A 23,796-nucleotide genomic window follows, 5' to 3' on the forward strand; every position below is an offset into this window, starting at 1 on the left:
TCCGGGCCTGTCATGCCATGGCCTCCTCCACGATGGCGTCCAGCTCCGGCGCCATGAAAGCGAGGTCCTCCTCGTCCTTGATCAGCACGCCGATCGCCCGGCGGAAGGCCTCCGGCCAGGGGCTGCCGCCCTTTTCCAGGACGGTCGCCGCGTTCGCCCATTCCACCGCCTCGGAGATGCCGGGCGGCTTGGCGAGCGGCCGGGCGCGGATGGCGCCGACGGCGTTCGCCACCGCGCGCGCGGTCCGCTCGGCCACGTCGCCCGCCCTCAGCATGATGATCGCCGCCTCAAGGAGCGGGTCCGGATAGGCGATCCAGTGGTAGACGCAGCGGCGGCGCAGCGCCTCGGCGAGCTCGCGCGTGCGATTGGAGGTCAGGATCACGATCGGGCGCGCCGCCGCCGTGACGGTGCCGCGCTCGGGGATCGAGATCTGGAAGTCCGAGAGGTATTCCAGCAGCAGCGCCTCGAACTCGTGGTCGGAGCGGTCGATCTCGTCGATCAGCAGCACCGTCTCCTCCGGCGCCTGCAGGGAGCGCAGCAGCGGCCGGGCGATCAGGAAGCGGTCGTCGTAGATATCCACCTCGTTCTCGCCGGCCCGAGTGTCGGATTGCCGGATCGCCAGCAACTGGCGCTGGTAGTTCCACTCGTAGAGCGCGTGCTGCGCGTCGATCCCCTCGTAGCATTGCAGCCGGATCAGTTGCCGCCCGAGAATGTCGGCCACCGCCTTCGCCGCTTCCGTCTTGCCGACGCCGGGCGCGCCTTCGAGAAGCAGCGGCTTGCCAAGCTGGACGGCGAGGAAGACGGCCGTCGCAAGCCCGTCGTCGGCGATGTAGGCGACGTCCTCGAACAGTTCCGCCACCGTTTCCGGCGTCTCCAGCATCTTGCTTGCGGTATCCTCCCGCATCTATCGCTCCTCCTGCGGGCAGGGCGTGTCAGGCGTCGCCCGCGCGCGCCGCATCGTTCTCAATGCGCCACCGTGCCCGCGTCTTCCGCACCGTTTGCCTTCAGCGCGCGCAGGATCCGCTCCGGCGTGATCGGCAGCGTGTCGATGCGCACGCCGACGGCATCGAAGATCGCGTTCGCGATCGCCGGGATCTGCGGATTGGCGCACATCTCGCCCGGGCCCTTGGCGCCATAGGGACCGTCCGCCGCCGGGCGCTCCAGCACGATCACCTCGGTCTGCGCGAGATCGCCGGGGCCGGGCATCAGATATTCGTTGAAGTCGCGCCCGCCATGCTCGCGGCTCGGATAGTAGGGTTCGGTCGTCTCGTAGAGCGCGTGGCTGATCCCCATCCACGAGCCGCCGACGAGTTGCTGCTCGACCATCTTCGGGTTCAGCGCCCGGCCGATCTCGAAGACGTTCTTCACCGTCAGCACGTTGACCTCGCCGGTCTCGTCGTCGACCTCGACTTCGGCGACCGTGCAGGCATGGGCATAGCAGGTCGACGGCTTCATCGCGCCCGTCTCCGCATCCGGATAGGAGCGGGGGATCAGGAACATGCCGCGCCCCGAAATCGAGCGCCCCCGCTTGAAATGGGCGGCCAGTGCGGTGTCGAAGATCGAGATCGAGCGCTGTGGCGCACCCTTGACGTGGATGTTGCCGGTGCCGTCGGTGTCGAGGTCGGAAGCGTTGACTTCAAGCTCCTCCGCCGCCACCTCCAGCATCACCTGCCGCGCTTCCTTCGCCGCCGCGATGACGGCGTTGCCGGCGCGGTGGGTGCCGCGCGAGGCAAAGGTGCCCATGCAATGCGGGCCGGTATCGGTGTCGGCCGTGTCGATGATGACGCGGTCGGTCGGCACGCCGATCGTCTCGGCGCAGATCTGCGCCATGATCTGCTTCATCCCCTGTCCGAGGTCGACGCTCGACAGCGACACCATGAAGTTCCCGGTCGGCGTGGAGTGCACCAGCGCCTGGGTCGGGTCGCCGCCGAGGTTCATGCCGGTCGGGTAGTTCACCGCCGCCACCCCGCGGCCCTGTCGCATTGCCATCGCTCACCCCTCCCGCCGCGCGGACGACATTTGCAGGTACTTCTCGGCCACCGGCCATTGCGCCGCGCGCGAGGCCTCCTGCATGCATTCGATCAGTGCCGCCCCTTCGGTCGGCTGGCGATGCGCCTTCATGTCGCCGTCGCGATAGGCATTGACGAAGCGGAACTCCAGCGGGTCCATGCCGACGAGCCGCGCCAGCTTGTCCATCTGCACCTCCAGCGCAAAGTCGCCGATCGTCACCCCGAAGCCGCGCATGGCGCTGGACGGTGTGCGGTTGGTGTAGACGCAGTAGCTGTCCACCCAGACGTTTTCGACCGTATAGGGACCCGGGAAATGCGCGGCCGACTTCTGCGCGCCATAGGGCGAATGCCGCGAATAGGCGCCGGCATCGATATAGGCCTTGACGTAGCGGGCGACGATGCGCCCGTCCTTCATCACCCCGTCCTTGATGACGAGCTTTTCCGCCGCGCGAGGGGACGAGATCTGCATCTCTTCCTCGCGCGAATAGATGAAGGAGACCGGGCGGCCGGTCAGCTTGGCGCCGAGGATGGCGATCGGCTCGACGGTGACGTCCACCTTGCCGCCGAAGCCGCCGCCGACGGTGCCGCCGACCATGTGCAGCTTGGCGCCGTCCATCTGCAGGATGATCGAGGTGTTGTCGAGGGTGAAGAACATCGCCTGCGTGTTGGTGTAGCAGGTGAAGCGGCCGCTGCCTTCCGGCATGACGATACAGCCGGTCGTCTCTGTCGGCGCATGCTCGATCGGGCCGGAACCGTAGGTCTGCTCGAGGATGTGGTCGGCCCCGGCAAAGCCGGCCTCGACGTCGCCGAACCGCACCTTGCGGCATTCGCCGCTGTCGTAGCGATAGAAGTTCTGGCCGTGATATTCGTTGACAACAGGCGCACCCGGCGCCAGCGCCTCGTCGATCGAAAGCACCGCCGGCAGCACCTCGTAGTCGACCTTCACCTTCTGCGCCGCCTCGTGCGCGGCGCGCTCGCTGTCGGCCAGGATCGCCACGATCGCCTCGCCCTTCCAGCGCACCTTGTCGGTCGCCAGCACCGTCTCGTCTTCGGGGCCGACCTGGATCAGCGTCAGGATCGTGTAGACGTTGTGCGGCACGTCGTCCGCCGTCAGGATGCGGACCACGCCCGGATGCCGTCCGGCCTCGGAAAGATCGATCGAACGGATGCGGGCGTGATGGTGCGGGCTGCGCACCATCTTCAGGTGCAGGAGCCCCGGCAGGTTGCGGTCGGCGAAGAAGGTTGTCGTGCCGGTGACGTGCCCGAGCGCGTCGGCGCGCAGCCGCGGCTGGCCGATCTCCTTCAGGTCGTCCTTGCGCTCGTCGGCGAAGTATTCCTTGCGCAGTTCCATGCTTCTCTCCCCTCAGGCCGCGCTCAGCGAATTGGCCCGGGCGGCGGCCAGGATCGCCTGGATGATCGGCTCGTAGCCGGTGCAGCGACAGATATTGCCGGAGATCGCCTCCACCACGTCCTCGCGGCTCGGCTGCGGGTTGTGGTCGAGCAGCGCCTTGGCCGCCATGATCATCCCCGGCGTGCAGAAGCCGCACTGGGTGGCGAAACCCTCGTTGAAGGCACGCTGCAGCGGATGCAGCACCTCGCCATGCGCGAGCCCCCCGGTCGTCTCGATCGCCGCACCGCCGCAGCGCTCGGCGAGCGTGAGGCAGGAGAGCCGAAGCTCTCCGTCGACGATCACCGCGCAGCTTCCGCAGGTGCCCTGCTGACAACCGGCCTTGACCGAGGTGTCGCCGATCTTCTCGCGCAGCGCCTTCAGGAGCGTCACGCCGCTTTCGACGAACTCGGCCTTTTCCTCGCCGTTGAGGGTGAACTGCACCGGAACCTTCTTCATGCGGTCCTCCCGAACCGTGTTTGCCTATGCTGCCTGTCCCTGCCTGCACGTCTTGCGGCGTCGGCCTCCCGCCGGCGCCCGCGCCGCCTTCACGCCGGAAGCAGCAGTCTCTTCAGGTGCACCGGCAGCACCTCGCCGCGGTACCAGGCGCTCGCGATCGCGTCGGTCGGCGGCGCGGTGCCCTCCGTCGCGACGGCGAGCGCCGCCGCGATCCCCTCCGCTGTCCGGGCCTTGCCGGCGAGCGCCCGTTCCACCGCGGGCGCGCGGATCGGCCGGTCCGCCATGCATCCATAGGCGATCCGCGCGCTGGAGATCGTTCCCGCCCGCTCCTCGACGACGGCGGCGATCGTCACCACCGACGCGCCCTTGGGCCGGACCCGCGAGGCCTTGGCGAAAAGGAAGCTGCCTTCGGCGGGCAGCGTGAAGGAGACCGAGCGCACCAGCGCGCCGGCATGCGTCGTGTCCCGTCCGGCGAGGAAGGCGGACACGGCGACCGGCTCTCCGTCGATGTCGAGGCTGGCATCGAGCGCCAGCAAGGCCACGGCGAAGTCGCCATAGGGAACGGGGGCGAACAGATTGCCGCCGACCGTCGCCATGTTGCGGATCGCCGGTCCGCCCACGGCCCTGGCCGCAGGTGCCAGAAAGCCGAGCGCCGGTTCGCGGGCGATCCGCGCCATGGTCACGCCCGCGCCGATCGTCGCGCGTCCGTCCGCGACCACGATGTCGGTGAGGGCCCGCTCGCTTGCGGTCACATAGGTCTCGAAGCCGACATCGCCCTCGTTGGCGCTGCGCACGACGAGCGTGCCGCCGCCGAGATAGCGGGCCGCGGCATTTGCGGCCAGCGCCTCGCCGGCGGCCGCGAGCGTGGGAAAGGTCTCAAGGCCGAGCCCCATCGTCGCCTCCTCAGGCCTTGGCCGCGAAGTGTTCCTTCAGCGCGTTGAAGCCGCCCTGGAACACGTTGGTGCCCATGCCGGCCGCAACCTTGTCGGCTTCCTCCGCCGGCGCGTCGAAGGTGGCGCTCCATTCCGCATAGGTCTGGTCGCCGTCGGTGATCGGGCGCAGCGTCAGCGTTGCCTTGTGGTTGGTGATCGGCTGCGGCGTCTCCAGGATCGTGTAGCTGACCGAGCGGTCGATGTCGGAGAAGGTCAGGAGTTGCTCGCGCAGCGTGGCGCCGCTGACGAGCTCGAACCGGCGCACGCAGCCGATCCGGTCGGCCGGCAGGCCGTCCTCGATCTCGCTCTTGACCATGCGCGGATGCCAGCTCGGCAAGCCGTTGAAGTCGCGGATCTTCGCCCAGACCTTGTCGATCGGCGCGGGAATGACGGAGGAGATGAAGACGTGTGCCATGGATCTTTTCCTGTCGGTCTCTGGTGACGGCAGCCTACGCCCGCCATCCGGGTCCGCTTATCGGAAAGTCTTGGCCGCCTATCGCAGCGTCTGAAAAAGCGCCGTCATCGACAGTGATCGGCAGGCAGCCGGCGCCCGGCAACCATCCGGTGGGGACCTTCGGTGGCGGCCGAGCGGTAGACCGTCGGCGGCACGCCGGTGTGCTCGCGGAAGAAGCGGGAGAAGTTTCCCTGCGTCGAGAAGCCGAGGTTGCAGGCGACCGAGATCAGCGTCTCGTCGGTCGATTGCAGGCAGCGCAGCGCCTCTGCGATCCTGAGCGTGTTCCAGTAGACATTGGGGGTCACGCTCATCTGTTCCTTGAACAGGGCGAAGAAATGCGGCCGCGACAGGCCGACGCTGCGGGCCACCTGGTCGAAACAGATGCGCTCGCCGACATTCGCCTCCATCAGCGCCAGCGCCTTGCGGATGCGGTAGTCGCGCCCGCCGCGGCTGCCGGAAAGCACCCGGTTCTTCGGCCGCGCCGCTTCCGCCCGGTCGAGCACGTGGTCGATGAAGCGCTCGAGCTCGTAGGCGACGAGGTCGTAGTCCTCGTCGATCGCCATCAGCCGCGCGGTCAGGGTCTCGATGTTGCGGGCGATCCAGCCTTCGAGCGCAATGAGCGGGCCGTGGAAGGCCTTAGTGCCGGCGGCCAGGCCGCGCCGCGCCGTGAGCCAGTCCATGTCGATGTAGAACGCCAGGAACTGCCCCGGCACCTCGCCCTCGGCGAAGACGTGATTGTGCGGCTCGAACGAGTTGATGCCGACCGCCACGCCGCGCTCCGGCCTGATCGTCCTGTTGCCCACCGTCATGCGGCCGGGCGCGCCGGCGAGCCAGATGACGATGTGCGCTTCCGGATGGGCATGGGTGACGAGATTGCCGCCGACATTGAGCAGCGAGACATGGCCGAACGGGCCCCGAAAGAGCCTGATGGATTCCGTCATGTGTTCCTCCCGCGGATGAAACCTCCCGTTTCGACGCGCTTTCGCCCGCCGTCATCCGCCCGCCGAAGTGTGTGGGCAAGGCCGTGCCCCGTCAACCCGGCCGGCGCGGCAGGCGCGCCCGTCCGCCCGCCCGCGGCGAAATTTCAGACGGATCGATTGCATCTGCCTGGAGGGCGCGCCTCAATCCCGGTCGGGTGCGCCGAGCGGGAAGTACGTCCGGTACGGCCGCGCCTCGTCCACGGCGCGGGCGAAGGAGGGGCGGGCGAGCAGGCGGGCGCGATAAGCCGCAAGGTTGGTCAGGGCCGGATCGATCGGGTGGGTCCAGTCGGCATAGAACAGCGACGGTGCGGCAGCGCAGTCCGCAAGGCTGAAACGATCGCCCGCCGCCCATTCGCGGCCCTGCATGTGCCGGTCCAGCCACTGGTAGGCGCGCTCCAGCATCGTGCGGGCTTCGGTGACGCCATGGGGATCGCGGTCCGCCTCGGGCCGGAGCGCGTTGAACACGATCTTCTGCTGCGGCGTGCTGACATAGTTATCGAAGATCCGGTCCAGCATGCGAACCTCGATCGCCTCTGCGCGATCCTCCGGTATCGGCTTGAACGGGCCGGGACGGGCCTGCGCCACATATTCGACGATGACGCTCGCCTCCAGCAACGTCCGGTCACCGTCGACGAGGATGGGAAACCGCTTCACCGGCCACAGCGCCTCGAATTCGTGCAGGATCTCCGGCTGTTCCGGGCTGAGCATGCGGAATTCGAAGGGCGTCTCGTTCTCGTAGAGCGCAATCAGCGCCTTCTGGCAGTAGGACGAGAACGGATGTGCATAAAGGATAAGGCTCACGGTTTCCTCCCCGCCTCCGGATGACGACGGCACCCTAACAAAACCAATTGCAAAATGCAATCAGAAGTGCCACGCCCATCCGGGACGGGAAAAAGGCACTCCGCCTCAGGTCAGCTTCCGCCGCCGTTCCAGTTCCGCCTCGGTTGGCTGCTCGAATTCGAACGAGCCGGTCTCGACCGCGCCGGCGCGCGTGTACCTGTTGGCGCTGATGCCGGAGGGCGACGTCTTCGAGCTCTCCAGCCTCAGGGCGACTGGCGCAGCACCGTCCGCAAACAGTTTCTTGCCGCCGCCGAGCACGACCGGAAAGACGAAGACATGGAGCTCGTCCACGAGGTCGTGGCGGAACAGCGTCTGCAGGAGTTCGGTGGAGCCCTGCGTCAGCAGGTTCGGTCCGTCCTCGAGTTTCAGTTTCCGCAGCCGCGCAACCACGTCGGGGCCGAGCGTGCGGCTGTTCTTCCAGGTGGGGTCGAAGGCCGCATTGCGGGTGGCGACATATTTGGTGATGCGGTCGAACAGGGTGCCGATCGGATCGTCCGCTCCCGCATAGGGCCAGTGGGCCGCGAAGATGTCGTAGGTCTTGCGCCCGAGTAGAAGGTCGAAGGGCGCGGCGAACATTGCATCCACCGCTTCCCCCATTGCCTCGTCGAAGTAGGGGACGGCCCAGCCGCCGTGCCTGAAGCCGCCGATGGGGTCCTCGTCCGGCCCGCCCGGGGCTTGCATCACGCCATCCAGGCTGGTGAAGGCTCCGACTACGATCTTGCGCATATGCGTTCTCCTGTTGCGTTCGAGCTTCCGGTCCCATGAAAGACGGTTGCGGGCCGGTAATCCCGACAGGGGCGGCCGACAAATTTGCTGGTGGCCGCCCGCCCATTGCGGCGGGATCGGGCGTCCATGGCGGATAGTGCGTGATTTCCGTCGCATCCGGCAGCCGATTTCTCCAGGGGAGCCGTCCGGTCGCCGGATTTGCTTGTCAAGCGTCGTGCAAATTGGTGTCATTCCTGTGTCGTCGTTGTCCGTCGATTCGACGGATGCGACGATGCCCGGCGTGGCAGTGGGGACTGTGCCTGCCGGGAGACTGCTGTCAGATGTAAACGGTCGCCCTTGTGACCTCTGGAGGGACATATGACGCATCGCATCGCAGCCACCATTTTCTGCGTAGGGCTCTGCATGTTGGGACAGGACGCCGCCGCCGCGGATATCACCCCTGTCATGGCGCCGGAGGCACAGCAGATCGAGACGGAGAGCGGCTGGACCTTCACCTTCGCGCCCTATTTCTGGGCGGCGGGAATGTCCGGGGACGTCGGAATGAACATCGGGCGCTTTCAACCCACTGTCGATGTGGACTCGTCCTTCGGCGACATCTGGGACCATCTCGATTTTGCGGCAATGGCGATCGGGGAAGCCCGCTATGATCGCTACAGTATCTTCGCGGATCTCATGTATGTGAAGTTGTCCGGCAGCGCCGGCACGCCAAGAGGCATTGTGGCCGACGAGGCGACAGTAGACAGCGAGACGTTCGCAGGTCTTCTCGGCGTCGGCTACTCGGTTCTGCAGGACAATACCGGACATCTCGATATCGTCGGCGGTGTGCGCGTCTGGTCGGTCGATACGACGATTTCTCTCAGCGGAGGCCTGCTGGACGGCCGCTCGACGAGCGACGGCGACACCTGGGTCGATGCCGTCGGCGGCGTGAAGGGCACCTATTTCATCACGCCGAATATCTTCCTGACCGGCTGGGGATTGGTTGGCGGCGGCGGTGCCGATATCGACTGGGACGTCGCTGCGACGGTCGGCTACAAATTCAACGAAACGTTCTCGTCGGTCATCGGCTACCGCGCCCTTGGCGTCGATTACAGCAATGACGGCTTCGTCTTCGATATTGTCGAACAGGGACCGATCATCGGCCTCGCCGTCAAGTTCTAGACCAAATCGGTCTGATGACAAAAGCAAAGGCCGGTCCTCGCAGACCGGCCTTTCCATTTCATCGCGCGTCGGTCATTTCGCCCGCTTCAGCGCCTCGCCCAGCACCGAGACGATCTCGTCGAAGTGCTTCGTCTCGGCGATCAGCGGCGGCGAGAACGCGATGATGTCGCCGGTGACCCGGATCAGGAGGCCTTTTTCGAAGCAGTCGACGAAGACGTCATAGGCGCGCGCGCCGACCGCACCGTCGCGGGAAGAAAGCTCGATGCCGGCGATCAGGCCGATCGTGCGGATGTCGATGACATGCGGCAGGCCCTTCAGCGAGTGCATCGCCGCGTGCCAGTCGTCCTGCAACTCGGCCGCGCGCGTGAGCAGACCCTCGTCGCGATAGATGTCGAGGGTGGCGATGCCCGCAGCGCAGGCGGCCGGATGGCCGGAATAGGTGTAGCCGTGGAACAGTTCGATCGCGCCCTCCGGCCCCTGCATCAGCGCGTCGTGCACCTTGCGGCTGATGAACACCGCGCCCATCGGGATCGCGCCGTTAGTCAGGCCCTTGGCGGTGGTGACGATATCGGGCGTCACGCCGAAGAAGTCGGTAGCAAAGGGCGCGCCGAGGCGGCCGAAGCCGGTGATGACCTCGTCGAAGATCAGGATGATGCCGTGCTTGTCGCAGATCGCGCGCAGCCGCTCCAGATAGCCCTTCGGCGGCACCAGCACGCCGGTGGAGCCTGCGACCGGCTCGATGATGCAGGCGGCGATCGTCTCGGCGCCGTGCAGCGCCACCAGTCGCTCCAGATCGTCGGCCAATTCTGCGCCGTGCTCGGGCTGTCCCTTCACATAGGCGTTCTTCGCAAGATCGTGGGTGTGGCGCAGGTGGTCGGAGCCGGGGAGCTGCGGGAAGACCCGGCGATTGTTGACGAGGCCGCCGATCGAAATCCCGCCGAAGCCGACGCCGTGATAGCCGCGCTCGCGGCCGATCAGGCGCGTGCGCGTGCCCTGGCCGATGGCGCGCTGGTAGGCGATCGCGATCTTCAGGGCGGTATCGACCGATTCCGAGCCGGAGCCGGTGTAGAAGATGCGGTCGAGCTTGGCGCCTTCCGGCCCCGGCGCGATTTCGGCGAGCCGCTCGGCGAAGTCGAAGGCGATCGGGTGGCCCATCTGGAAGGAGGGCGCGTAGTCCAGCGTCGACAACTGCCGCTCGACGGCGGCCGCGATCTGCCGGCGGCCGTGGCCGGCATTGACGCACCACAGGCCCGCAGTGCCGTCGAGCACCGTGCGGCCGTCATTCGTCGTATAGTGCATGCCCTCGGCGCCGGCGAGCAGGCGGGGTGCCGCCTTGAACTGGCGGTTGGCGGTGAACGGCATCCAGTAGCTGTCGAGCACGGGCGCGTTGGGCTTGTTGTGAACGTTCATGGCGATCTCCTCTGGCTGGCGGGATTGAGGCCATGCTTTGCGATCTTGAACAAGTCCTTTTCTGCCTGCTATGAAGTCATTGAAAAATATGGACCGTTCTCGCCATGTTTTCGATATTTCGAACAAGGCAAACAGGCCGCAGTTGCACGGTCGCGGGAGGTGTCATGTCGGTCGATATCGGAAACAGGCTGCGCAGCCTGCGGATCGGGCACGGCCTGTCCCAGCGCGAATTGGCAAAGCGGGCCGGGGTGACCAATTCCACCATCTCGCTGATCGAATCCAACGCGTCGAATCCCTCGGTCGGCGCGCTGAAGCGCATCCTCGATGGCATCCCCATCGGCCTTGCCGAATTCTTCGCCTTCGAGCCGGAGCGCCCGAAGCAGGCCTTCTACCGGGCCGACGAACTGGTCGAGATCGGCAAGGGGCCGATCTCTTACCGCCAGGTCGGCGAAAACCTGTTCGGCCGGGCCCTGCAGATTCTCAAGGAGTGCTACCAGCCCGGCGCCGATACTGGCAAGGTGCCGCTGGTGCATGAGGGCGAGGAGGGCGGCATCGTCCTGTCCGGGCGGCTCGAGGTGACGGTCGACGACGAGCGGCGCATCCTCGGCCCCGGCGACGCCTATTACTTCGAAAGCCGCAGGCCGCATCGCTTCCGCTGCGTCGGGCCGGTACCCTGCGAGGTCATCAGCGCCTGCACGCCGCCGACCTTTTGAGCCGGTTCAGCGCCCGGAGGAAAGGGGCCGGGCCGCCGGCGCCTGCGGCTCCCGTTCGTCCATCCGGCCGACCACGCCGATGACCTCGTAGAGGTCGAGCTCGGTCGTCCGCCCCTTCGCCTGGCCTTTTCCGAGCGGGCGGAAGCGGATGCTGTCGTGGCACTGCTCGAACACGGCGCCGCTGGCGAGAATCGTGGTGCCGTAGGTCTTGTTCATCCCTTCCAGCCGCGAGGCGACGTTGATGCTGTCGCCCATCGCCGTGTACTGCAGGCGGTCGCTGGCGCCGACGCTGCCGACGACGGCGGTGCCGGTGTGGATGCCGAAGCGGGTGCGGAACTGCGGAAGGCCGAGCTGGCGCTGCTTCTCGTTGAACGCATCGATGCGCGCGCGCATCGACAGCGCCCCGCGGCAGGCGTTCTCGGCGTGGTCGGGATCGGCAGCCGGTGCGTTCCACATGGCGAAGATCGAATCGCCCAGGAACTGGATGATCGTACCGCCATGCGCGCTCACCGTGTCGTTGAGAATGTCGAAATACTCCGACAGCATGCTGACGACCTCTTCCGGCGAATGGCGCTCGCTGATGGTGGTGAAGTCGTAGATGTCGGTGAAGATGGCGGTCACGTCTTGGCGCCGCGCCGTCCGGCCGAAATGGCCGGCCTCCAGCCCCTTGCGCACCAGTTCCTTCGGCACGTAGAGCCCGAAGGTGAAGATCGCGTCGCGTGCCCTGTTCATCGCGCCGCCGAGGGTGGCGATCTCGCGCACACGCGTCGGCACGTCGATCGGCGTGCGGAAGTCGAGATCCTGCAGGCGGTTGGCGCTGGCGGTCAGCTGGTGCAGCGACTTGGTGATGAGGTGCGCCAGCAGAAGCGCGCCGAGGATCGCCAGCACGACGACCGCGCCGGAGATGGCGAGCCCCTGGTACAGCCCGCGGATCGCGGGCGCCATTAGTTCGTCGACCGGTGCCGCGATCACCGCGACGTGGCCGGGAAAGAGGATGGCGCTGTCGACCTGCGAGCCCAGCACCACCCAGCGCCGGCCGGCCGCCTCGACCATTCCCATCGTGTCCAGCGACGGCGGCTTATCTCTGATCGCTTCCAACAGCGGATCGCGCATCGAAGACGGGTCGAAGTCCCGCTCGCTCTTCGAGGCTGCGATCGCGTTCATCAGCCGGCGGTCGGAATGGATGAGCGGTTTCTTGTTCGCATCGACGACGAAGGCGACGGAGCTCGGCGTCAACCGTTCGCTGGCGATGAACCGGGTCACGTGATCGAGCACCACGTCGGCGCCGACGACGATCTGGGGATTTCCCTTGTGCGCCTGGGAGATGGTCATCCCGAGCGTCCTCGTCGTCGCCATGCTGTAGGGACCGGTGGCGACCGGCCCGCTCCCCCCGGCCGCAGCCCGATACCAGGCGCGCTGGCGCGGGTCGAAGTCCCATCCGGTCTCCGTGCGCCGCAATAGCTGCTTGCCGGCGCCATCGTAGAACAGGATGTGGGCGATCGGCGCGCCGTCGTTCGGACTGAGGATGCGCACCGCCATCGTGGCATTGGGCGGCGCTTTCAGGGCCGTCCGCCAGTCGGTCGACGACAGGTTGACGGCGTGGAAGAAGCCGCCGTCGGGATAGCCGGCATAGACGCCGTCGATCTGCGGCGAGCGGGCGAGCGCCGCCCTGAGGATCGTCACCTTGTCGGCGATGCGTTCGTCCGGCCCGGCCAGGAAGGAGTTGGCGATCGAGACGATCAGGTTGACCAGTCCGGACGTGTCGCCGGACAGGCTCTGCATGCGGGTGATCAGCCGTTCCTCGAAGCCGCGCATGCGGCCCTCGGCGGTCGCGAGAGCAGCGTTTCGGGCGCGATTGAAGTCGATCGCGATCAGCACGCCCGAGACGGCGAGCAGCAGAGCGACCATGACGACGCCCAGAAGCGTGCGCAGCGAACCGCGCCACACCCCTTTCGCCGGCACTGTCGCTGCGTTCCTCGCGCTCATCCCAAGGCCCCTTCTGCTCCCCGAACCGCCGATTTCCTGCCTGTGCCGCCCGGCTGCGGACGAGGCGTCCGGCGCGGAATCCCCAGCGTGATCCTATTGATAAGATTCGCCAAGTCGCTGCGCAACGCAAAAAGGGAAGGCGGTCACACGCCTGTTCCCGCAGGAACAACCGGCGGCTGCGGCTTTGTCTAGCAGTAGGCGTGCGCCATGTCGGCGCTGCAACCTTAACTTTTGAGGAAGCCCATGAGCAATAAATTGAAAGTCATTGCGCCGCTGCAGTCGGCGTTCGCGCTCGATCCGCTCGCCGCAAGCTACACCATCCCCGGCGTCGGCTCGCAGTACGTCACCGGCGATGCCGACGCGAATACCCTGAGCACCGGCTCAGGACGGGACACGATCAGCGGCGGCCTCGGTGCCGATACGATCAATGCAGGCACCGGCGACGACACCATCTCCAACTACGCGGTCGCGGACCTTGCGGGCGACAGGATCGACGGCGGCCTCGGTTTCGACGAACTGGGCGTCAACTTCGCCGCCTCGAGCACTGGCGTCTCGTTTTCGGCGTTCGATCCGGCCACGGCGAAATCGGTTCTCGGCGCGACCATCGTCAACGTCGAACGCTTCAACCTGACCGGCAGCGACCATGCCGACACCTTCGTCGGCGGCCGCTGGAAGGACTGGTTCGTCGGCGGTGGCGGAAACGACACGCTGAAAGGCGAGATCGGCGACGACTGGCTGCAGGGCGGCGACGGCAACGACAAGATCTATGGCGGCAACGGCAACGATTCGCTCATGGGCGAGGCCGGTGACGACTACATCTCCGGCGGCTACGGGCGCGACTGGCTCTCCGGCGAGGACGGCAACGACACGCTCTCCGGCGGCGCCAACGACGACTACATCTATGGCCACGACGGCAACGACAAGATGTATGGCGACAGCGGCAACGACACGATCCAGGGCGGCCGCGGCAGCGACGTGATCGACGGCGGCTCCGGCAACGACTTCCTTGCCGGCGATTCGGACAACGACACGGTGCGCGGCGGCTCCGGCAACGATACGATCAGCCACAGCATGGAAAGTTGGGCCGGTGACGGCAAGGACATCCTCGACGGCGGCACCGGCACCGACACCCTCGTGCTGAACGGACTGGCCGGCACGTTCACTGCCAAGGCATCCACGGTCAAGCAGACGCTTTCCAACGGCACCACCTTCGTCAACTTCGAGAACTACACGCTGAGCGGCACGGAGAAGGCCGAGAAGTTCACCGGCGGCAGCGGCAACGACACGCTCTCCGGCATGTCGGGCAACGACAGGCTGGTCGGGCTCGGCGGCAACGACCATCTGGATGGCGGCCTCGGCATCGACTATCTCGACGGCGGCAACGGCAACGATCTGCTGATCGTCGGCAGCGGCGGCAAGGATACGATCAAGGCCGGCAAGGGCTTCGACAGCGTCTGGATCGACCGCTCCGACATCAAGAGCAACCTCACCTTCAGCGTATCGGGCAAGACCGCCAAGCTGTCGGATGGCAGCGTGGTGACCGACGCCGAGAGCTTCACCATCGTCACCGGCAAGGGCAACGACGTGCTCAAGGCCGGACCAGCGGCGCAAGTCGATTTCGATGCCGGCAGCGGCAACAACCGCATGACCGGCGGTAAGGGTAACGACCAGTTCTATTCCACTTCCGGAAACGACACGGTCAAGGGCGGCGACGGCGACGATCGGCTGATCGATTCCGGCGGCGGCACCAACCTGCTCGACGGCGGCAACGGCAACGACTACCTGTCCGCCGAAGCCCGGACCGGCAAAGCGCTGACGACCATGCTGGGCGGTTCCGGCAACGACACAGTCACGATCAACAATGCCGGCGGCTCGACGGCGGGACGCTTCACGGCCGATGGCGGCGCCGGCACGGATATCCTCTGGATCAACCGCTATGACAGCAAGGCCAACCTGACGTTCACGCTCTCTGCCAAGGCGACCCTCGTCAATGGCGGGGTCACGGCGAAGAACTTCGAAAGCGTGCACATCTCGTCCGGCCAGGGTGACGACAAGCTGACCGGCGGCAAGCTCGCCGACTTGCTGAACGGCATGGCCGGCAAGGACAAGCTCTATGGTCTCGGCGGCGACGACGAACTGACCGGCGGCAATGGCGCCGACAGGATCTACGGCGGTAACGGCAACGATACCATCTACGGCAGCGGCGGCATCAAGGACAACGACCGCGACATGCTCTACGGCGGCGCCGGCAACGATGTCATCCACATGAACGTCCGCGACTACGCCTCGGGCGGCGCTGGCGCCGACCGCGTCGTCGTCGACTTCAAGGACGAGAGCTCCGACGTCTCCTTCGCCTTCAGCAACGGAACGGTCAAGGTGAACTCCACCACCTCCTTCACCGGCATGGAAGCGCTCGACTACATCGGCGGCAGCGGTCGTGACACCGTCACCGGCGGCAAGGGCGTCGACTATCTGAACGGCGGCGCGGGCAACGACACGCTCAAGGGCGGCAGCGGCAACGACCGCCTCGTCGACGGCACCGGCAACGACAAGCTCTATGGCGACGGCGGCAACGACTGGTTCACCCGCTACACAGACGAGAGCGGAACCGACTACTTCTCCGGGGGCGCCGGCGTCGATACGCTGGAGTTCAACGTCGTCTCCGACCGCTCCGTCATCATCGACCTGCAGAACAACGCCAGGAACGGCGGCATCGCCTCGGGCCTGTCGCTGTCCAGCATCGAGAACGTCATCGGTAGTGACAACGACGACACCATCCTCGGCAGCAGCGCCGCCAATTACCTGAAGGGCGGGCTCGGCGACGACAAGCTGGACGGCCGCGCCGGCAACGACAAGCTCGAGGGCGGCGGCGACGGCGACCTGCTCACCGGCGGCGCTGGTCGCGACCAGTTCATCTACGCCACCTCGGAGGCGATCGGTTCGGGCGACCAGATCACCGACTTCAAGCGCGGCGAGGACAAGCTCGTCATCGACAAGGCCGTCTTCGGCTTCTCCAAGCTGGCGCTCTATTCCGGAAACGACCTGAAGGCCACGGGCTCGGCGGCGCAGTTCTTCTTCGAGAAGGACAACGGCCGGCTCTGGTATGACGCCGACGGCACCGGCAACGAGGCCGACGGCGTGCTGGTCGCAACCCTCGACAAGGTGACCTCGCTCTCCACCAGCGACTTCATCCTGATCTGATCGTGTCCGCAGTCGGACCTGTGAGAAGAGAGGCCGCCGGACCCGGTCCGGCGGCCTCTGCGACAAGAGTGCGCGAGACGGGCCTGCGGGTCCAAACACCCCCGGCCGTTTGAGATTCGTCAAAGACGGTGCGGGCGGGGCCTCCTAGGGTCGCTTCCGGATCAGAACGAACGAAAGCAAGACCCATGTCCCAGGCCATCATGGCGAAGTACGGCGAGGCCCGTCTGCCCCGCTACACCAGCTACCCGACCGCCCCCCATTTCGGACCGCTCGAAGATGTCGCGTCCTATCGCGAATGGATCGGCGCGATCGGGCAGGGCGAACGCACCTCCCTCTATCTGCACGTGCCCTTCTGTCGGGCCATGTGCTGGTATTGCGGCTGTCACACCACGATCACCCGCCACGACCAGCCGATCGCCGACTATGTCGACCTGCTGCGGCGCGAGGCCGAACTGGTCGCTGAGGCGCGCAATGGCTCCCTCAATGTCGGCGAGATCCACTTCGGCGGCGGCACGCCGACGATCATGCAGCCAACCGCGCTGACCGGGCTGATGGATGCGCTGCAAGACCGGCTCGGCTTTGCCGACAAGGTCAACGTCGCAATCGAGATCGACCCGCGTACGCTGACCGGGGAGATGGCCGCCGCCCTCGGCGCTGCCGGCGTCACCCGGGCGAGCCTTGGCGTCCAGAGCTTCGATCCGGTCGTGCAGAAGGCGATCAACCGCATCCAGAGCGTCGAGAGCACCGCTCTTGCCGTCGAGCGCCTGCGGCAGGCCGGCATTTCCGCCCTGAGCTTCGACCTCATCTACGGCCTGCCGCACCAGACGGTGAAGTCCTGCGTCGAGACGGTTGAGGCCGCGGTGGCGCTGCGGCCGGATCGCCTGGCCGTGTTCGGCTATGCCCATGTTCCCGACTTCAAGAAGCACCAGCGCATGATCGACGAGAACGCCCTTCCCGATGCGCAGGGGCGCAACGAGCAGGCCGAGGCGATCGCCGACGCGCTGGTGGCCGCCGGCTACGAGCGGATCGGCCTCGACCATTTCGCCCTGCCGGAGGACGATCTCTGCATCGCCGCGCGCACCGGCCGCCTGCATCGCAATTTCCAGGGCTACACCACCGACGAATGTCGCACCCTGATCGGGCTTGGCGCCTCGGCGATCGGCAAGTTTGCGCAAGGCTATGTCCAGAACGCCGTGCCGCTCGGCCTCTATGCCGACCGCATCGGGCAGGGGCGGTTCGCCGCGGCAAAGGGCTACGGCCTGACCGCGGAGGACAGGCTGCGGGCCGAACTCATCGAACGGGTGATGTGCGATTTCGCCGTCGACGTCGAGGCTGTTGCGAAACGGCACGGCTTTGCCGCCGGCCCGCTGCTGTCGGACAACGCGACGCTCGAGGCGTTGCACCGCGACGGCCTGATCGAGATCGACGGCGCCACCCTGCGCGTCGACGAGCGCCACCGCTTCGTCGTGCGCATCGCCGCCTCCGCCTTCGACGCCTACCTCGCCGCGGGCGGTCGCGCCTTCAGCAAGGCGGCTTGAGAAGCGGGAAGGGCGTGGCGACGTGCCTGTCCGCAAAACGCGACGAACCACGCGGGCACCGGCCTGCGTGGTCCGCAATTCTTGACGGTCGGTTCCCGGTGTCAGCCGCCGAAGCTGCCGAACAGCGTGCGCAGCACGTCGACGCCGCGGTCGTCGTAGCTGACCTTGCCCTCGCGTCCGCCGGGGCCGACGACGATCACCTTGGCGCCGACATTGGCGCGGGTATAGAGGTGCTCGACGTCCTTGTTCATCATCCGGATGCAGCCGGAGGACATGTTCAGCCCGATCGACCACGGCTCGTTGGTGCCGTGGATGCGGAAGGCGGTGTCGTGGCCGGCCTTGTTGTAGAGATAGAGCGCGCGCGCGCCGAGCGGATTGTTGATGCCGCCTTCCATGTAGGCGGGCAGGATCCGGCCCTTCTTGCGCTCGCGGATGACCATTTCCGGCGGCGGCGTCCAGCCCGGCCACTCGGCCTTGCGGCCGACCCTGACGACGCCCGACCAGCCGAAGCCCTCGCGCCCGACGCCGATGCCGTAGCGGACCGCGCGGTTCTTGCCTTCCACGAGGTAGAGGAACTTGTTGTTGGTATCGACGATGATCGTGCCCGGACGTTCGTCCGTCGACAGGCGCACCACGCGGCGATGGTATTTCTGCGGCACCGGTTTCGGCTGGGCGACGGTGATCACGTCGGTCGATGCGGCGGCGGGCGCGCTGCCCGATGCCGGCACGAAGGCGTTCGCCGTGGCTGCCGGCAGAACGGTCGCAAGCGTGATACCTCCCGCCAGCAGCGCGTGAACGAGTTTCCTCATGTCCTGTTTTCCTTTTGGTCGCATAGGCCCGAAACGCTAGCGGACTCTTCCCGCGTTTCAAGCGGCGCGCGCCGTAAAGGCAGATTGTGAAGGCAATGAGGCGCTAATATTGGCGCAGGTGTTGCGCAACGCGCACAGTCCCGTAGCCCGCGCCGGCGGCGCGGGCGCTGCGATTTCGGGCGGGCCGTCTCAGATGACGATCACCTTCGTGCCCACCGCGACGCGTTCGTAGAGGTCGATCACGTCCTCGTTGCGCATGCGGATGCAACCCGAGGAGACGGCGTAGCCGATCGTCCAGGGCGCATTGGTGCCGTGGATGCGGTAGAGCGTCGAGCCGAGATAGAGCGCGCGCGAGCCGAGCGGGTTCTCCGGCCCGCCCTCCATGAAGGCCGGCAGGTAGTGCCCCTTGGCGGCCTCGCGGGCGATCATCTCCTTCGGCGGCGTCCAGCTCGGCCATTCCCGCTTGGAGGTGACCTTGTGCGTGCCGGCCCATTCGAAGCCCGGCTTGCCGACGCCGACGCCGTAGCGCCGCGCCTTGCCGTCGGACAGCACGAGGTAGAGGAAGCGGTTGTTGGTGTCGATCACGATCGTGCCGGCCTTGTGCGTCGTCTCGTAGGCGACGATCTGCGGCAGGAACATCGGGTCCATCTGCGTCTGCACCGGCCGTGCGGCACCGGTCACCGCCGCAAGCTGCACGCTTTCGGGGTTGCGCTGGCGCTGGCTGCGGCGCTGTTGGGCCTGCTGGCGGGTGACGATCCGCCGCTGCGACACCGCCGGGCGCACGCCCTGGCCGGTCAGTTGCATTACCCAGGGCGCGGTCAGGTCGGGGCTGACGACCACCGGCGGGCGGGTGGCGTAGCGGTCGTTGGCCTCGGCGGCGGGGACGGCAAGCACAAGGCTTGCGGCAAGCAACAGCGATTTCTTCAGCATCGGGCGTACTCTCAACCTTATCACCTGACGGGACGGCGCGCCTGCGGGCGGCGGACCTCGAACGATATCGGCCCGGATGCTCGCACCCTGTGGAAAGCGAAAGGTAAATTCCCGTTCATTAAAGGGCGACGGACCGTGGAAACCTTCGGGTAGGGTTATTGCCGGCTTTCCGAATCTGGTTGATGAGTGGTAAACGCGAACAAAGCGGAAACGGAAGGAGCGCAACATGACGGCACGCGGGATCATCGTCAGCGACGACGGACGGCAGCGCTGCGCCTGGCACGGCAACCTGGAGGACTATCGCCGCTATCACGACGCCGAATGGGGCCGTCCGGTCACCGAGGATATCCGCCTGTTCGAGAAGATCTGCCTGGAGGGCTTCCAGTCCGGCCTGTCCTGGCTGACGATCCTGCGCAAGCGCGAGAACTTCCGCGCAGCCTTCGCCGGCTTCGACTACGACCGGGTGGCGGCCTTCGGCGACGACGACATCGCCCGCTGCCTCGCCGATGCCGGCATCGTCCGCCACCGCGGCAAGATCGTCTCCACGATCAACAACGCCCGCCGCGCGCAGGAGATGCGCGCCGAATTCGGCTCGCTCGCCTGCTATTTCTGGAGCCAGGAACCGCCCGTGGACGAGCGGCCCGCGGTGATGGACTACGAGACGCTGGTCGCCAATCCGATGACGCCGGCCTCGAAGCGGATCTCCAGGGACCTGAAGAAGCGCGGCTGGACCTTCGTCGGCCCCACGACGGTCTATGCCTTCATGCAGGCGATGGGGCTGGTCAACGACCATCTCGACGGCTGCTTCTGCCAACCGGAAGTGGAGGCGATGCGCGACAGGCTGGACCGCCGCTTCGCCGCAACCGCCGCCTCCTGAAACGCCTCCCCCTGAAACGGCACCGTCCCGGAAGCTCACGTAACGGCAGCTTGTGCGAGGGTTGCGGCACGGCTGGCGGGCGATACTTTCGGTCTGTGTTTTTTAGAGAATCATGTATCGTCTGGGTTGTGGGGCGTTCGGAAAGACGGAATTCATCCGGGTTCACATTGCGTTTTCGACCCGGGATGCGTGCCGAACGGTGCTAAATGATTTAGCCGACGGGGAAGAGATGACGCAAGACGGCCAGAAGATGGAAACATGGGCCTGCAGCAAGGCTCAGGAGATAGTCCTTCGCGAAGGGTTCAATCTCATCCGCTCCGCGCGCACCGGCAACAATACCGAAATTCGCGAGCACAGCATGATGCTCGCCAAGGTCATCGCGGCCTCTCTGCTGGAAGCCTCCGTCGCCACCGGCGCGCAGCCGGCAAAATAGCAAGACGTGCAGCCGGCAAAATAGCAAGGCGCGCAGCCCGCCAGGTAGACAGCGCATGGCCGCTGGCGAACAGGCCCGGCACCTGACGGGCCGGGCCCTTCCGCGTCAAGCCGTTCCGGCTACTTCGCGTTCTTGTCCAGCCACGCCTTCATCATCGCGATCTCGCCCTCCTGGGCGCGGATGATCTCTTCGGCGAGCTTGCGCAGTTCCGGATCCTTGCCGTGTTCCAGCTCGACCCGGGCCATGTCGATCGCGCCCTGGTGGTGGGCGATCATGCCCCGGACGAAATCGACGTCGGCATTGCCGCTATAGGCGATGTCCATGCCCGCATGCATGCGCGCGTTGGCCTCGGCGAAGGCCTTGCTGGCCGGTCCCTGGTCGCCCTTCGGCGCGGCCGGGTCCATCTGGCCCGACGCATGGTCCATGGTCCCCATGTCGCCATGGCCGGAGTGATCCTGCGACAGCGCCGCAGGCGCGAAAAGAAGCGCAAGCGCAATGCCCGGCGCAATGGTTTTTCTCAACATGTCTTGTCCTTCCGAGTGGACTTTCGTTTCGCGGAGCGGCTGCTCACGCGTCGTGACGAAAATTCAGCGGCGGACGGGACGGGGCGGCGGCACCGGCGGCAGGACCTCGCCACCGTGGAAGATGGCGACCGGCAGCGCCGCGGCGCCGGCCTTGGCGCCGGTCACCGGCAGGGCCACGCCCCCGGCGACGACGGCGAAGCAGGCCGAACACAGGAGCGGATGCAGGGCGCCGTGCTTCTGTCCGTCGCGGTGCTCCCCGTGAGCGGGGTGGGAGGCCTGGCCCGCGTCGGCGCGCAGGTCGTCCCCATGGCCGCCATCCTCGTGAACGCCGCCGGTATGCTGTGCGATGCCGGGGACTTGGGAGCCTTGGGTGTCATGAGCGCCATGCGCTGCGGCCATCCCGGCCTGCTGCGCCGCCGCCAGCGCCGGCGTCCAGCCGGACACCATCGCGGCAAGCATGGCAAGGATGAGGAACAGGCGTTTCATGGCCTGAACCTAGGATGTCGGCGCGCCGTTGAAAAGGGCACACCCGCACCTTGCGGGTGGAAACCTTTCCGGCAGCCTTGCCGATTGCGCCCGCGGCCACTGCCGCCCTTGCCGCAACCGGCCTGATCCGCTAGGGAAGCGGCCCTATGGCCATGTCAGAAAATCCGGGCGTCCCGATGAGCGAAAAGCAGAAGAAACCGCAGAAACTGAAGGCGCGCCTGCCGCGCGGCTTCGTCGACCGCTCCGCCGCCGACATCCGCGCCGTCGACGAGATGACGGGCAAGATCCGCGAGGTCTACGAGCGCTACGGTTTCGATCCGGTCGAAACCCCGCTGTTCGAATATACCGATGCGCTCGGCAAGTTCCTGCCAGACAGCGACCGCCCGAACGAGGGCGTCTTCTCGCTGACGGACGACGACGACCAGTGGATGAGCCTGCGCTACGACCTGACCGCGCCGCTCGCCCGCCACGTGGCGGAAAACTTCAACGAGATCCAGCTTCCCTACCGCACCTACCGCGCCGGCTACGTTTTCCGCAACGAGAAGCCCGGCCCCGGCCGCTTCCGCCAGTTCATGCAGTTCGACGCCGACACGGTGGGCGCCGCCGGCGTGCAGGCCGATGCCGAGATGTGCATGATGATGGCCGACACGATGGAGGCGCTCGGCATCAAGCGCGGCGACTACGTGATCCGGGTCAACAACCGCAAGGTCCTCGACGGCGTCATGGAGGCCATCGGCCTCGGCGGCGAGGAGAATGCCGGCCGGCGCCTGACGGTGCTGCGCGCCATCGACAAGCTCGACAAGTTCGGCCCGGAGGGGGTTCGTCTGCTTTTGGGTGAAGGCCGCAAGGACGAGAGCGGCGACTTCACCAAGGGCGCGGGGCTGAATGACGAGCAGATCAACGTCGTTGAAGAGAAGGTGATCTTTTTCTCGACCGGCGCTCGCTTCACCCGTGCAAAGGAAGGTGGCCTGTCGGACAACGTTATTTTGGACGATCGCTTACTCAATGATCCTGAGGCTCTGTGGTTGGACAATCTGGATCTTGCCGAGATGGTCGGTAAACGTGGTGCCGACAATGAGACTGGCCGAGCGGCCGCGGAAGAGTTGCGAACCATGGCTCAGCTATTCCACTCGGCGGGTTACGGCACAAAGCGCATCCTCATCGACCCCTCCGTCGTCCGCGGCCTCGAATACTACACCGGCCCCGTCTTCGAAGCCGAGTTGCAGTTCGCCGTCACCAACGAGAAGGGCGAGAAGGTTGTGTTCGGCTCGGTCGGCGGCGGCGGTCGCTATGACGGGCTCGTCTCGCGCTTCATGGGCCAGCCGGTCCCGGCCACCGGCTTCTCCATCGGCGTCTCGCGCCTGATGACGGCCTTGAAGAACCTCGGCAAGCTCGGCCAGGACGAGGTCGTGGCCCCCGTGCTCGTCACCGTCATGGACGGCGACGCCGACAGCATGGGCCGCTACCAGCGCTTCACCCAGGCGCTCAGGGCCGCCGGCATCCGCGCCGAGATGTACCAGGGCAACTGGAAGAAGTTCGGCAACCAGCTGAAATATGCCGACCGCCGCAACTGCCCGATCGCCATCATCCAGGGCGGCGACGAGCGGGCGCTGGGCGTCGTCCAGATCAAGGACCTGGTCGAGGGCAAGCGCTTTGCCGGCGAGATCGAGGATAACGTCACCTGGCGCGAGGCCCGCGTGGCGCAGGTCGTCGTCTCGGAAGAGGACATGGTCCAGCGCGTCCGCGAGATCCTCGCCCACCAGGCCGACGACCGGAGGCGGGCAGGCTGATAAAGATGGCTGTTTCTCCGCTGCAGCACCCCCCTCTGTCCTGCCGGACATCTCCCCCTCAGGGGGGGAGATCGGCAAGGCGCGGGACCACGATGCCAATTCAACGGCTTGCGATGGGCGAAACGGTGCCCCGGCCAATCTCCCCCCTTGAGGG

General features: G+C 66.5%; 22 protein-coding genes. 7 read left to right on the forward strand and 15 right to left on the reverse strand.

The features are described 5' to 3' along the window. Nucleotides 1-10: 10 nt before the first annotated feature. From LQK81_RS01025 to LQK81_RS01065, 9 genes are all read right to left on the reverse strand, one after another. A complete protein-coding gene (locus LQK81_RS01025) occupies nt 11-880 on the reverse strand; it encodes an AAA family ATPase (protein WP_230804368.1) in 870 nt (289 codons plus the stop codon). A gap of 83 nt (nt 881-963) precedes the next feature. After that, complete coding sequence (locus tag LQK81_RS26305) at nt 964-1,989, reverse strand: xanthine dehydrogenase family protein molybdopterin-binding subunit (RefSeq protein WP_330166526.1); 1,026 nt, start codon at nt 1,987-1,989, stop codon at nt 964-966. A gap of 3 nt (nt 1,990-1,992) precedes the next feature. Beyond that, nucleotides 1,993-3,360, reverse strand: a complete 1,368-nt coding sequence (locus LQK81_RS26310) for a xanthine dehydrogenase family protein molybdopterin-binding subunit (protein ID WP_330166527.1) — start codon at nt 3,358-3,360, stop codon at nt 1,993-1,995. Nucleotides 3,361-3,372: 12 nt separating this feature from the next. Then, on the reverse strand, nt 3,373-3,855 hold the full coding sequence (locus tag LQK81_RS01040; RefSeq protein WP_230802815.1) for a (2Fe-2S)-binding protein: 483 nt from the start codon (nt 3,853-3,855) through the stop codon (nt 3,373-3,375). Between the two features lie 89 nt (nt 3,856-3,944). Then, the gene (locus LQK81_RS01045) at nt 3,945-4,748 is read right to left on the reverse strand and encodes an FAD binding domain-containing protein (RefSeq protein WP_230802816.1); all 804 of its coding nucleotides are present in this window, start codon (nt 4,746-4,748) and stop codon (nt 3,945-3,947) included. Between the two features lie 10 nt (nt 4,749-4,758). After that, on the reverse strand, nt 4,759-5,202 hold the full coding sequence (locus LQK81_RS01050) for an SRPBCC family protein (RefSeq protein ID WP_230802817.1): 444 nt from the start codon (nt 5,200-5,202) through the stop codon (nt 4,759-4,761). A gap of 104 nt (nt 5,203-5,306) precedes the next feature. Continuing rightward, the gene (locus LQK81_RS01055) at nt 5,307-6,182 is read right to left on the reverse strand and encodes an AraC family transcriptional regulator (protein ID WP_230802818.1); all 876 of its coding nucleotides are present in this window, start codon (nt 6,180-6,182) and stop codon (nt 5,307-5,309) included. Between the two features lie 180 nt (nt 6,183-6,362). Then, nucleotides 6,363-7,022: a glutathione S-transferase family protein gene (locus LQK81_RS01060; protein ID WP_230802819.1), complete on the reverse strand. Its 660-nt coding sequence runs from the start codon at nt 7,020-7,022 to the stop codon at nt 6,363-6,365. Between the two features lie 105 nt (nt 7,023-7,127). Next, nucleotides 7,128-7,787 (reverse strand): dihydrofolate reductase family protein, encoded by a 660-nt coding sequence (locus LQK81_RS01065; protein WP_230802820.1) that lies wholly within the window; start codon nt 7,785-7,787, stop codon nt 7,128-7,130. A 357-nt stretch (nt 7,788-8,144) separates the two neighbouring features. On the opposite strand from LQK81_RS01065, the gene LQK81_RS01070 reads away from it, so the two are divergent. After that, a complete protein-coding gene (locus LQK81_RS01070; protein WP_230802821.1) occupies nt 8,145-8,945 on the forward strand; it encodes a hypothetical protein in 801 nt (266 codons plus the stop codon). Nucleotides 8,946-9,017: 72 nt separating this feature from the next. Here the strand turns inward: LQK81_RS01070 and LQK81_RS01075 are convergent, their stop codons facing one another. Beyond that, the gene (locus LQK81_RS01075; protein WP_230802822.1) at nt 9,018-10,355 is read right to left on the reverse strand and encodes an aspartate aminotransferase family protein; all 1,338 of its coding nucleotides are present in this window, start codon (nt 10,353-10,355) and stop codon (nt 9,018-9,020) included. 164 nt (nt 10,356-10,519) lie between these two features. Here LQK81_RS01075 and LQK81_RS01080 point away from each other — a divergent pair, with 164 nt between their 5' ends. Then, entirely contained in the window at nt 10,520-11,068 is a 549-nt protein-coding gene (locus LQK81_RS01080; RefSeq protein ID WP_230802823.1) for a cupin domain-containing protein, read from the forward strand. A 6-nt stretch (nt 11,069-11,074) separates the two neighbouring features. Here the strand turns inward: LQK81_RS01080 and LQK81_RS01085 are convergent, their stop codons facing one another. Continuing rightward, the gene (locus LQK81_RS01085) at nt 11,075-13,054 is read right to left on the reverse strand and encodes an adenylate/guanylate cyclase domain-containing protein (RefSeq protein ID WP_230802824.1); all 1,980 of its coding nucleotides are present in this window, start codon (nt 13,052-13,054) and stop codon (nt 11,075-11,077) included. Nucleotides 13,055-13,297: 243 nt separating this feature from the next. Between LQK81_RS01085 and LQK81_RS01090 the strand changes: the two genes are divergently transcribed. Both LQK81_RS01090 and hemN read left to right on the forward strand, forming a co-directional pair. Further along, a complete protein-coding gene (locus tag LQK81_RS01090; RefSeq protein ID WP_230802825.1) occupies nt 13,298-16,255 on the forward strand; it encodes a calcium-binding protein in 2,958 nt (985 codons plus the stop codon). A 185-nt stretch (nt 16,256-16,440) separates the two neighbouring features. Beyond that, complete coding sequence (gene hemN, locus LQK81_RS01095) at nt 16,441-17,793, forward strand: oxygen-independent coproporphyrinogen III oxidase (RefSeq protein ID WP_230802826.1); 1,353 nt, start codon at nt 16,441-16,443, stop codon at nt 17,791-17,793. 101 nt (nt 17,794-17,894) lie between these two features. Here the strand turns inward: hemN and LQK81_RS01100 are convergent, their stop codons facing one another. Next, nucleotides 17,895-18,602, reverse strand: a complete 708-nt coding sequence (locus tag LQK81_RS01100) for a L,D-transpeptidase (RefSeq protein ID WP_230802827.1) — start codon at nt 18,600-18,602, stop codon at nt 17,895-17,897. Nucleotides 18,603-18,791: 189 nt separating this feature from the next. Next, a complete protein-coding gene (locus tag LQK81_RS01105) occupies nt 18,792-19,532 on the reverse strand; it encodes a L,D-transpeptidase (RefSeq protein WP_230802828.1) in 741 nt (246 codons plus the stop codon). Nucleotides 19,533-19,758: 226 nt separating this feature from the next. On the opposite strand from LQK81_RS01105, the gene LQK81_RS01110 reads away from it, so the two are divergent. Both LQK81_RS01110 and LQK81_RS01115 read left to right on the forward strand, forming a co-directional pair. After that, entirely contained in the window at nt 19,759-20,409 is a 651-nt protein-coding gene (locus tag LQK81_RS01110; protein WP_230802829.1) for a DNA-3-methyladenine glycosylase I, read from the forward strand. A gap of 112 nt (nt 20,410-20,521) precedes the next feature. Further along, the gene (locus tag LQK81_RS01115) at nt 20,522-20,842 is read left to right on the forward strand and encodes a hypothetical protein (protein WP_230802830.1); all 321 of its coding nucleotides are present in this window, start codon (nt 20,522-20,524) and stop codon (nt 20,840-20,842) included. 119 nt (nt 20,843-20,961) lie between these two features. Here the strand turns inward: LQK81_RS01115 and copM are convergent, their stop codons facing one another. Beyond that, nucleotides 20,962-21,366, reverse strand: coding sequence for a CopM family metallochaperone (gene copM, locus LQK81_RS01120; protein WP_230802831.1), 405 nt, complete (start codon nt 21,364-21,366; stop codon nt 20,962-20,964). Nucleotides 21,367-21,429: 63 nt separating this feature from the next. Beyond that, nucleotides 21,430-21,852: a hypothetical protein gene (locus LQK81_RS01125; RefSeq protein WP_230802832.1), complete on the reverse strand. Its 423-nt coding sequence runs from the start codon at nt 21,850-21,852 to the stop codon at nt 21,430-21,432. A gap of 176 nt (nt 21,853-22,028) precedes the next feature. Between LQK81_RS01125 and hisS the strand changes: the two genes are divergently transcribed. Further along, the gene (gene hisS, locus LQK81_RS01130; protein ID WP_230804369.1) at nt 22,029-23,642 is read left to right on the forward strand and encodes a histidine--tRNA ligase; all 1,614 of its coding nucleotides are present in this window, start codon (nt 22,029-22,031) and stop codon (nt 23,640-23,642) included. Nucleotides 23,643-23,796: the final 154 nt, after the last annotated feature.

It is taken from the genome of Rhizobium sp. GN54, from assembly GCF_021026345.1.
In the GTDB taxonomy this organism is placed as follows: Bacteria; Pseudomonadota; Alphaproteobacteria; order Rhizobiales; family Rhizobiaceae; genus Mycoplana.

What these genes read in the sequence shown, in the direction of transcription:
- LQK81_RS01025 (WP_230804368.1), bottom strand. Translation starts at nt 880, where the DNA reads ATGCTGGAGACGCCGGAAACGGTGGCGGAACTGTTCGAGGACGTCGCC.
- LQK81_RS26305 (WP_330166526.1), bottom strand. Translation starts at nt 1,989, where the DNA reads ATGGCAATGCGACAGGGCCGCGGGGTGGCGGCGGTGAACTACCCGACC.
- LQK81_RS26310 (WP_330166527.1), bottom strand. Translation starts at nt 3,360, where the DNA reads ATGGAACTGCGCAAGGAATACTTCGCCGACGAGCGCAAGGACGACCTG.
- LQK81_RS01040 (WP_230802815.1), bottom strand. Translation starts at nt 3,855, where the DNA reads ATGAAGAAGGTTCCGGTGCAGTTCACCCTCAACGGCGAGGAAAAGGCC.
- LQK81_RS01045 (WP_230802816.1), bottom strand. Translation starts at nt 4,748, where the DNA reads ATGGGGCTCGGCCTTGAGACCTTTCCCACGCTCGCGGCCGCCGGCGAG.
- LQK81_RS01050 (WP_230802817.1), bottom strand. Translation starts at nt 5,202, where the DNA reads ATGGCACACGTCTTCATCTCCTCCGTCATTCCCGCGCCGATCGACAAG.
- LQK81_RS01055 (WP_230802818.1), bottom strand. Translation starts at nt 6,182, where the DNA reads ATGACGGAATCCATCAGGCTCTTTCGGGGCCCGTTCGGCCATGTCTCG.
- LQK81_RS01065 (WP_230802820.1), bottom strand. Translation starts at nt 7,787, where the DNA reads ATGCGCAAGATCGTAGTCGGAGCCTTCACCAGCCTGGATGGCGTGATG.
- LQK81_RS01070 (WP_230802821.1), top strand. Translation starts at nt 8,145, where the DNA reads ATGACGCATCGCATCGCAGCCACCATTTTCTGCGTAGGGCTCTGCATG.
- LQK81_RS01075 (WP_230802822.1), bottom strand. Translation starts at nt 10,355, where the DNA reads ATGAACGTTCACAACAAGCCCAACGCGCCCGTGCTCGACAGCTACTGG.
- LQK81_RS01080 (WP_230802823.1), top strand. Translation starts at nt 10,520, where the DNA reads ATGTCGGTCGATATCGGAAACAGGCTGCGCAGCCTGCGGATCGGGCAC.
- LQK81_RS01085 (WP_230802824.1), bottom strand. Translation starts at nt 13,054, where the DNA reads ATGAGCGCGAGGAACGCAGCGACAGTGCCGGCGAAAGGGGTGTGGCGC.
- LQK81_RS01090 (WP_230802825.1), top strand. Translation starts at nt 13,298, where the DNA reads ATGAGCAATAAATTGAAAGTCATTGCGCCGCTGCAGTCGGCGTTCGCG.
- hemN (WP_230802826.1), top strand. Translation starts at nt 16,441, where the DNA reads ATGTCCCAGGCCATCATGGCGAAGTACGGCGAGGCCCGTCTGCCCCGC.
- LQK81_RS01100 (WP_230802827.1), bottom strand. Translation starts at nt 18,602, where the DNA reads ATGAGGAAACTCGTTCACGCGCTGCTGGCGGGAGGTATCACGCTTGCG.
- LQK81_RS01105 (WP_230802828.1), bottom strand. Translation starts at nt 19,532, where the DNA reads ATGCTGAAGAAATCGCTGTTGCTTGCCGCAAGCCTTGTGCTTGCCGTC.
- LQK81_RS01110 (WP_230802829.1), top strand. Translation starts at nt 19,759, where the DNA reads ATGACGGCACGCGGGATCATCGTCAGCGACGACGGACGGCAGCGCTGC.
- LQK81_RS01115 (WP_230802830.1), top strand. Translation starts at nt 20,522, where the DNA reads ATGTATCGTCTGGGTTGTGGGGCGTTCGGAAAGACGGAATTCATCCGG.
- copM (WP_230802831.1), bottom strand. Translation starts at nt 21,366, where the DNA reads ATGTTGAGAAAAACCATTGCGCCGGGCATTGCGCTTGCGCTTCTTTTC.
- LQK81_RS01125 (WP_230802832.1), bottom strand. Translation starts at nt 21,852, where the DNA reads ATGAAACGCCTGTTCCTCATCCTTGCCATGCTTGCCGCGATGGTGTCC.
- hisS (WP_230804369.1), top strand. Translation starts at nt 22,029, where the DNA reads ATGAGCGAAAAGCAGAAGAAACCGCAGAAACTGAAGGCGCGCCTGCCG.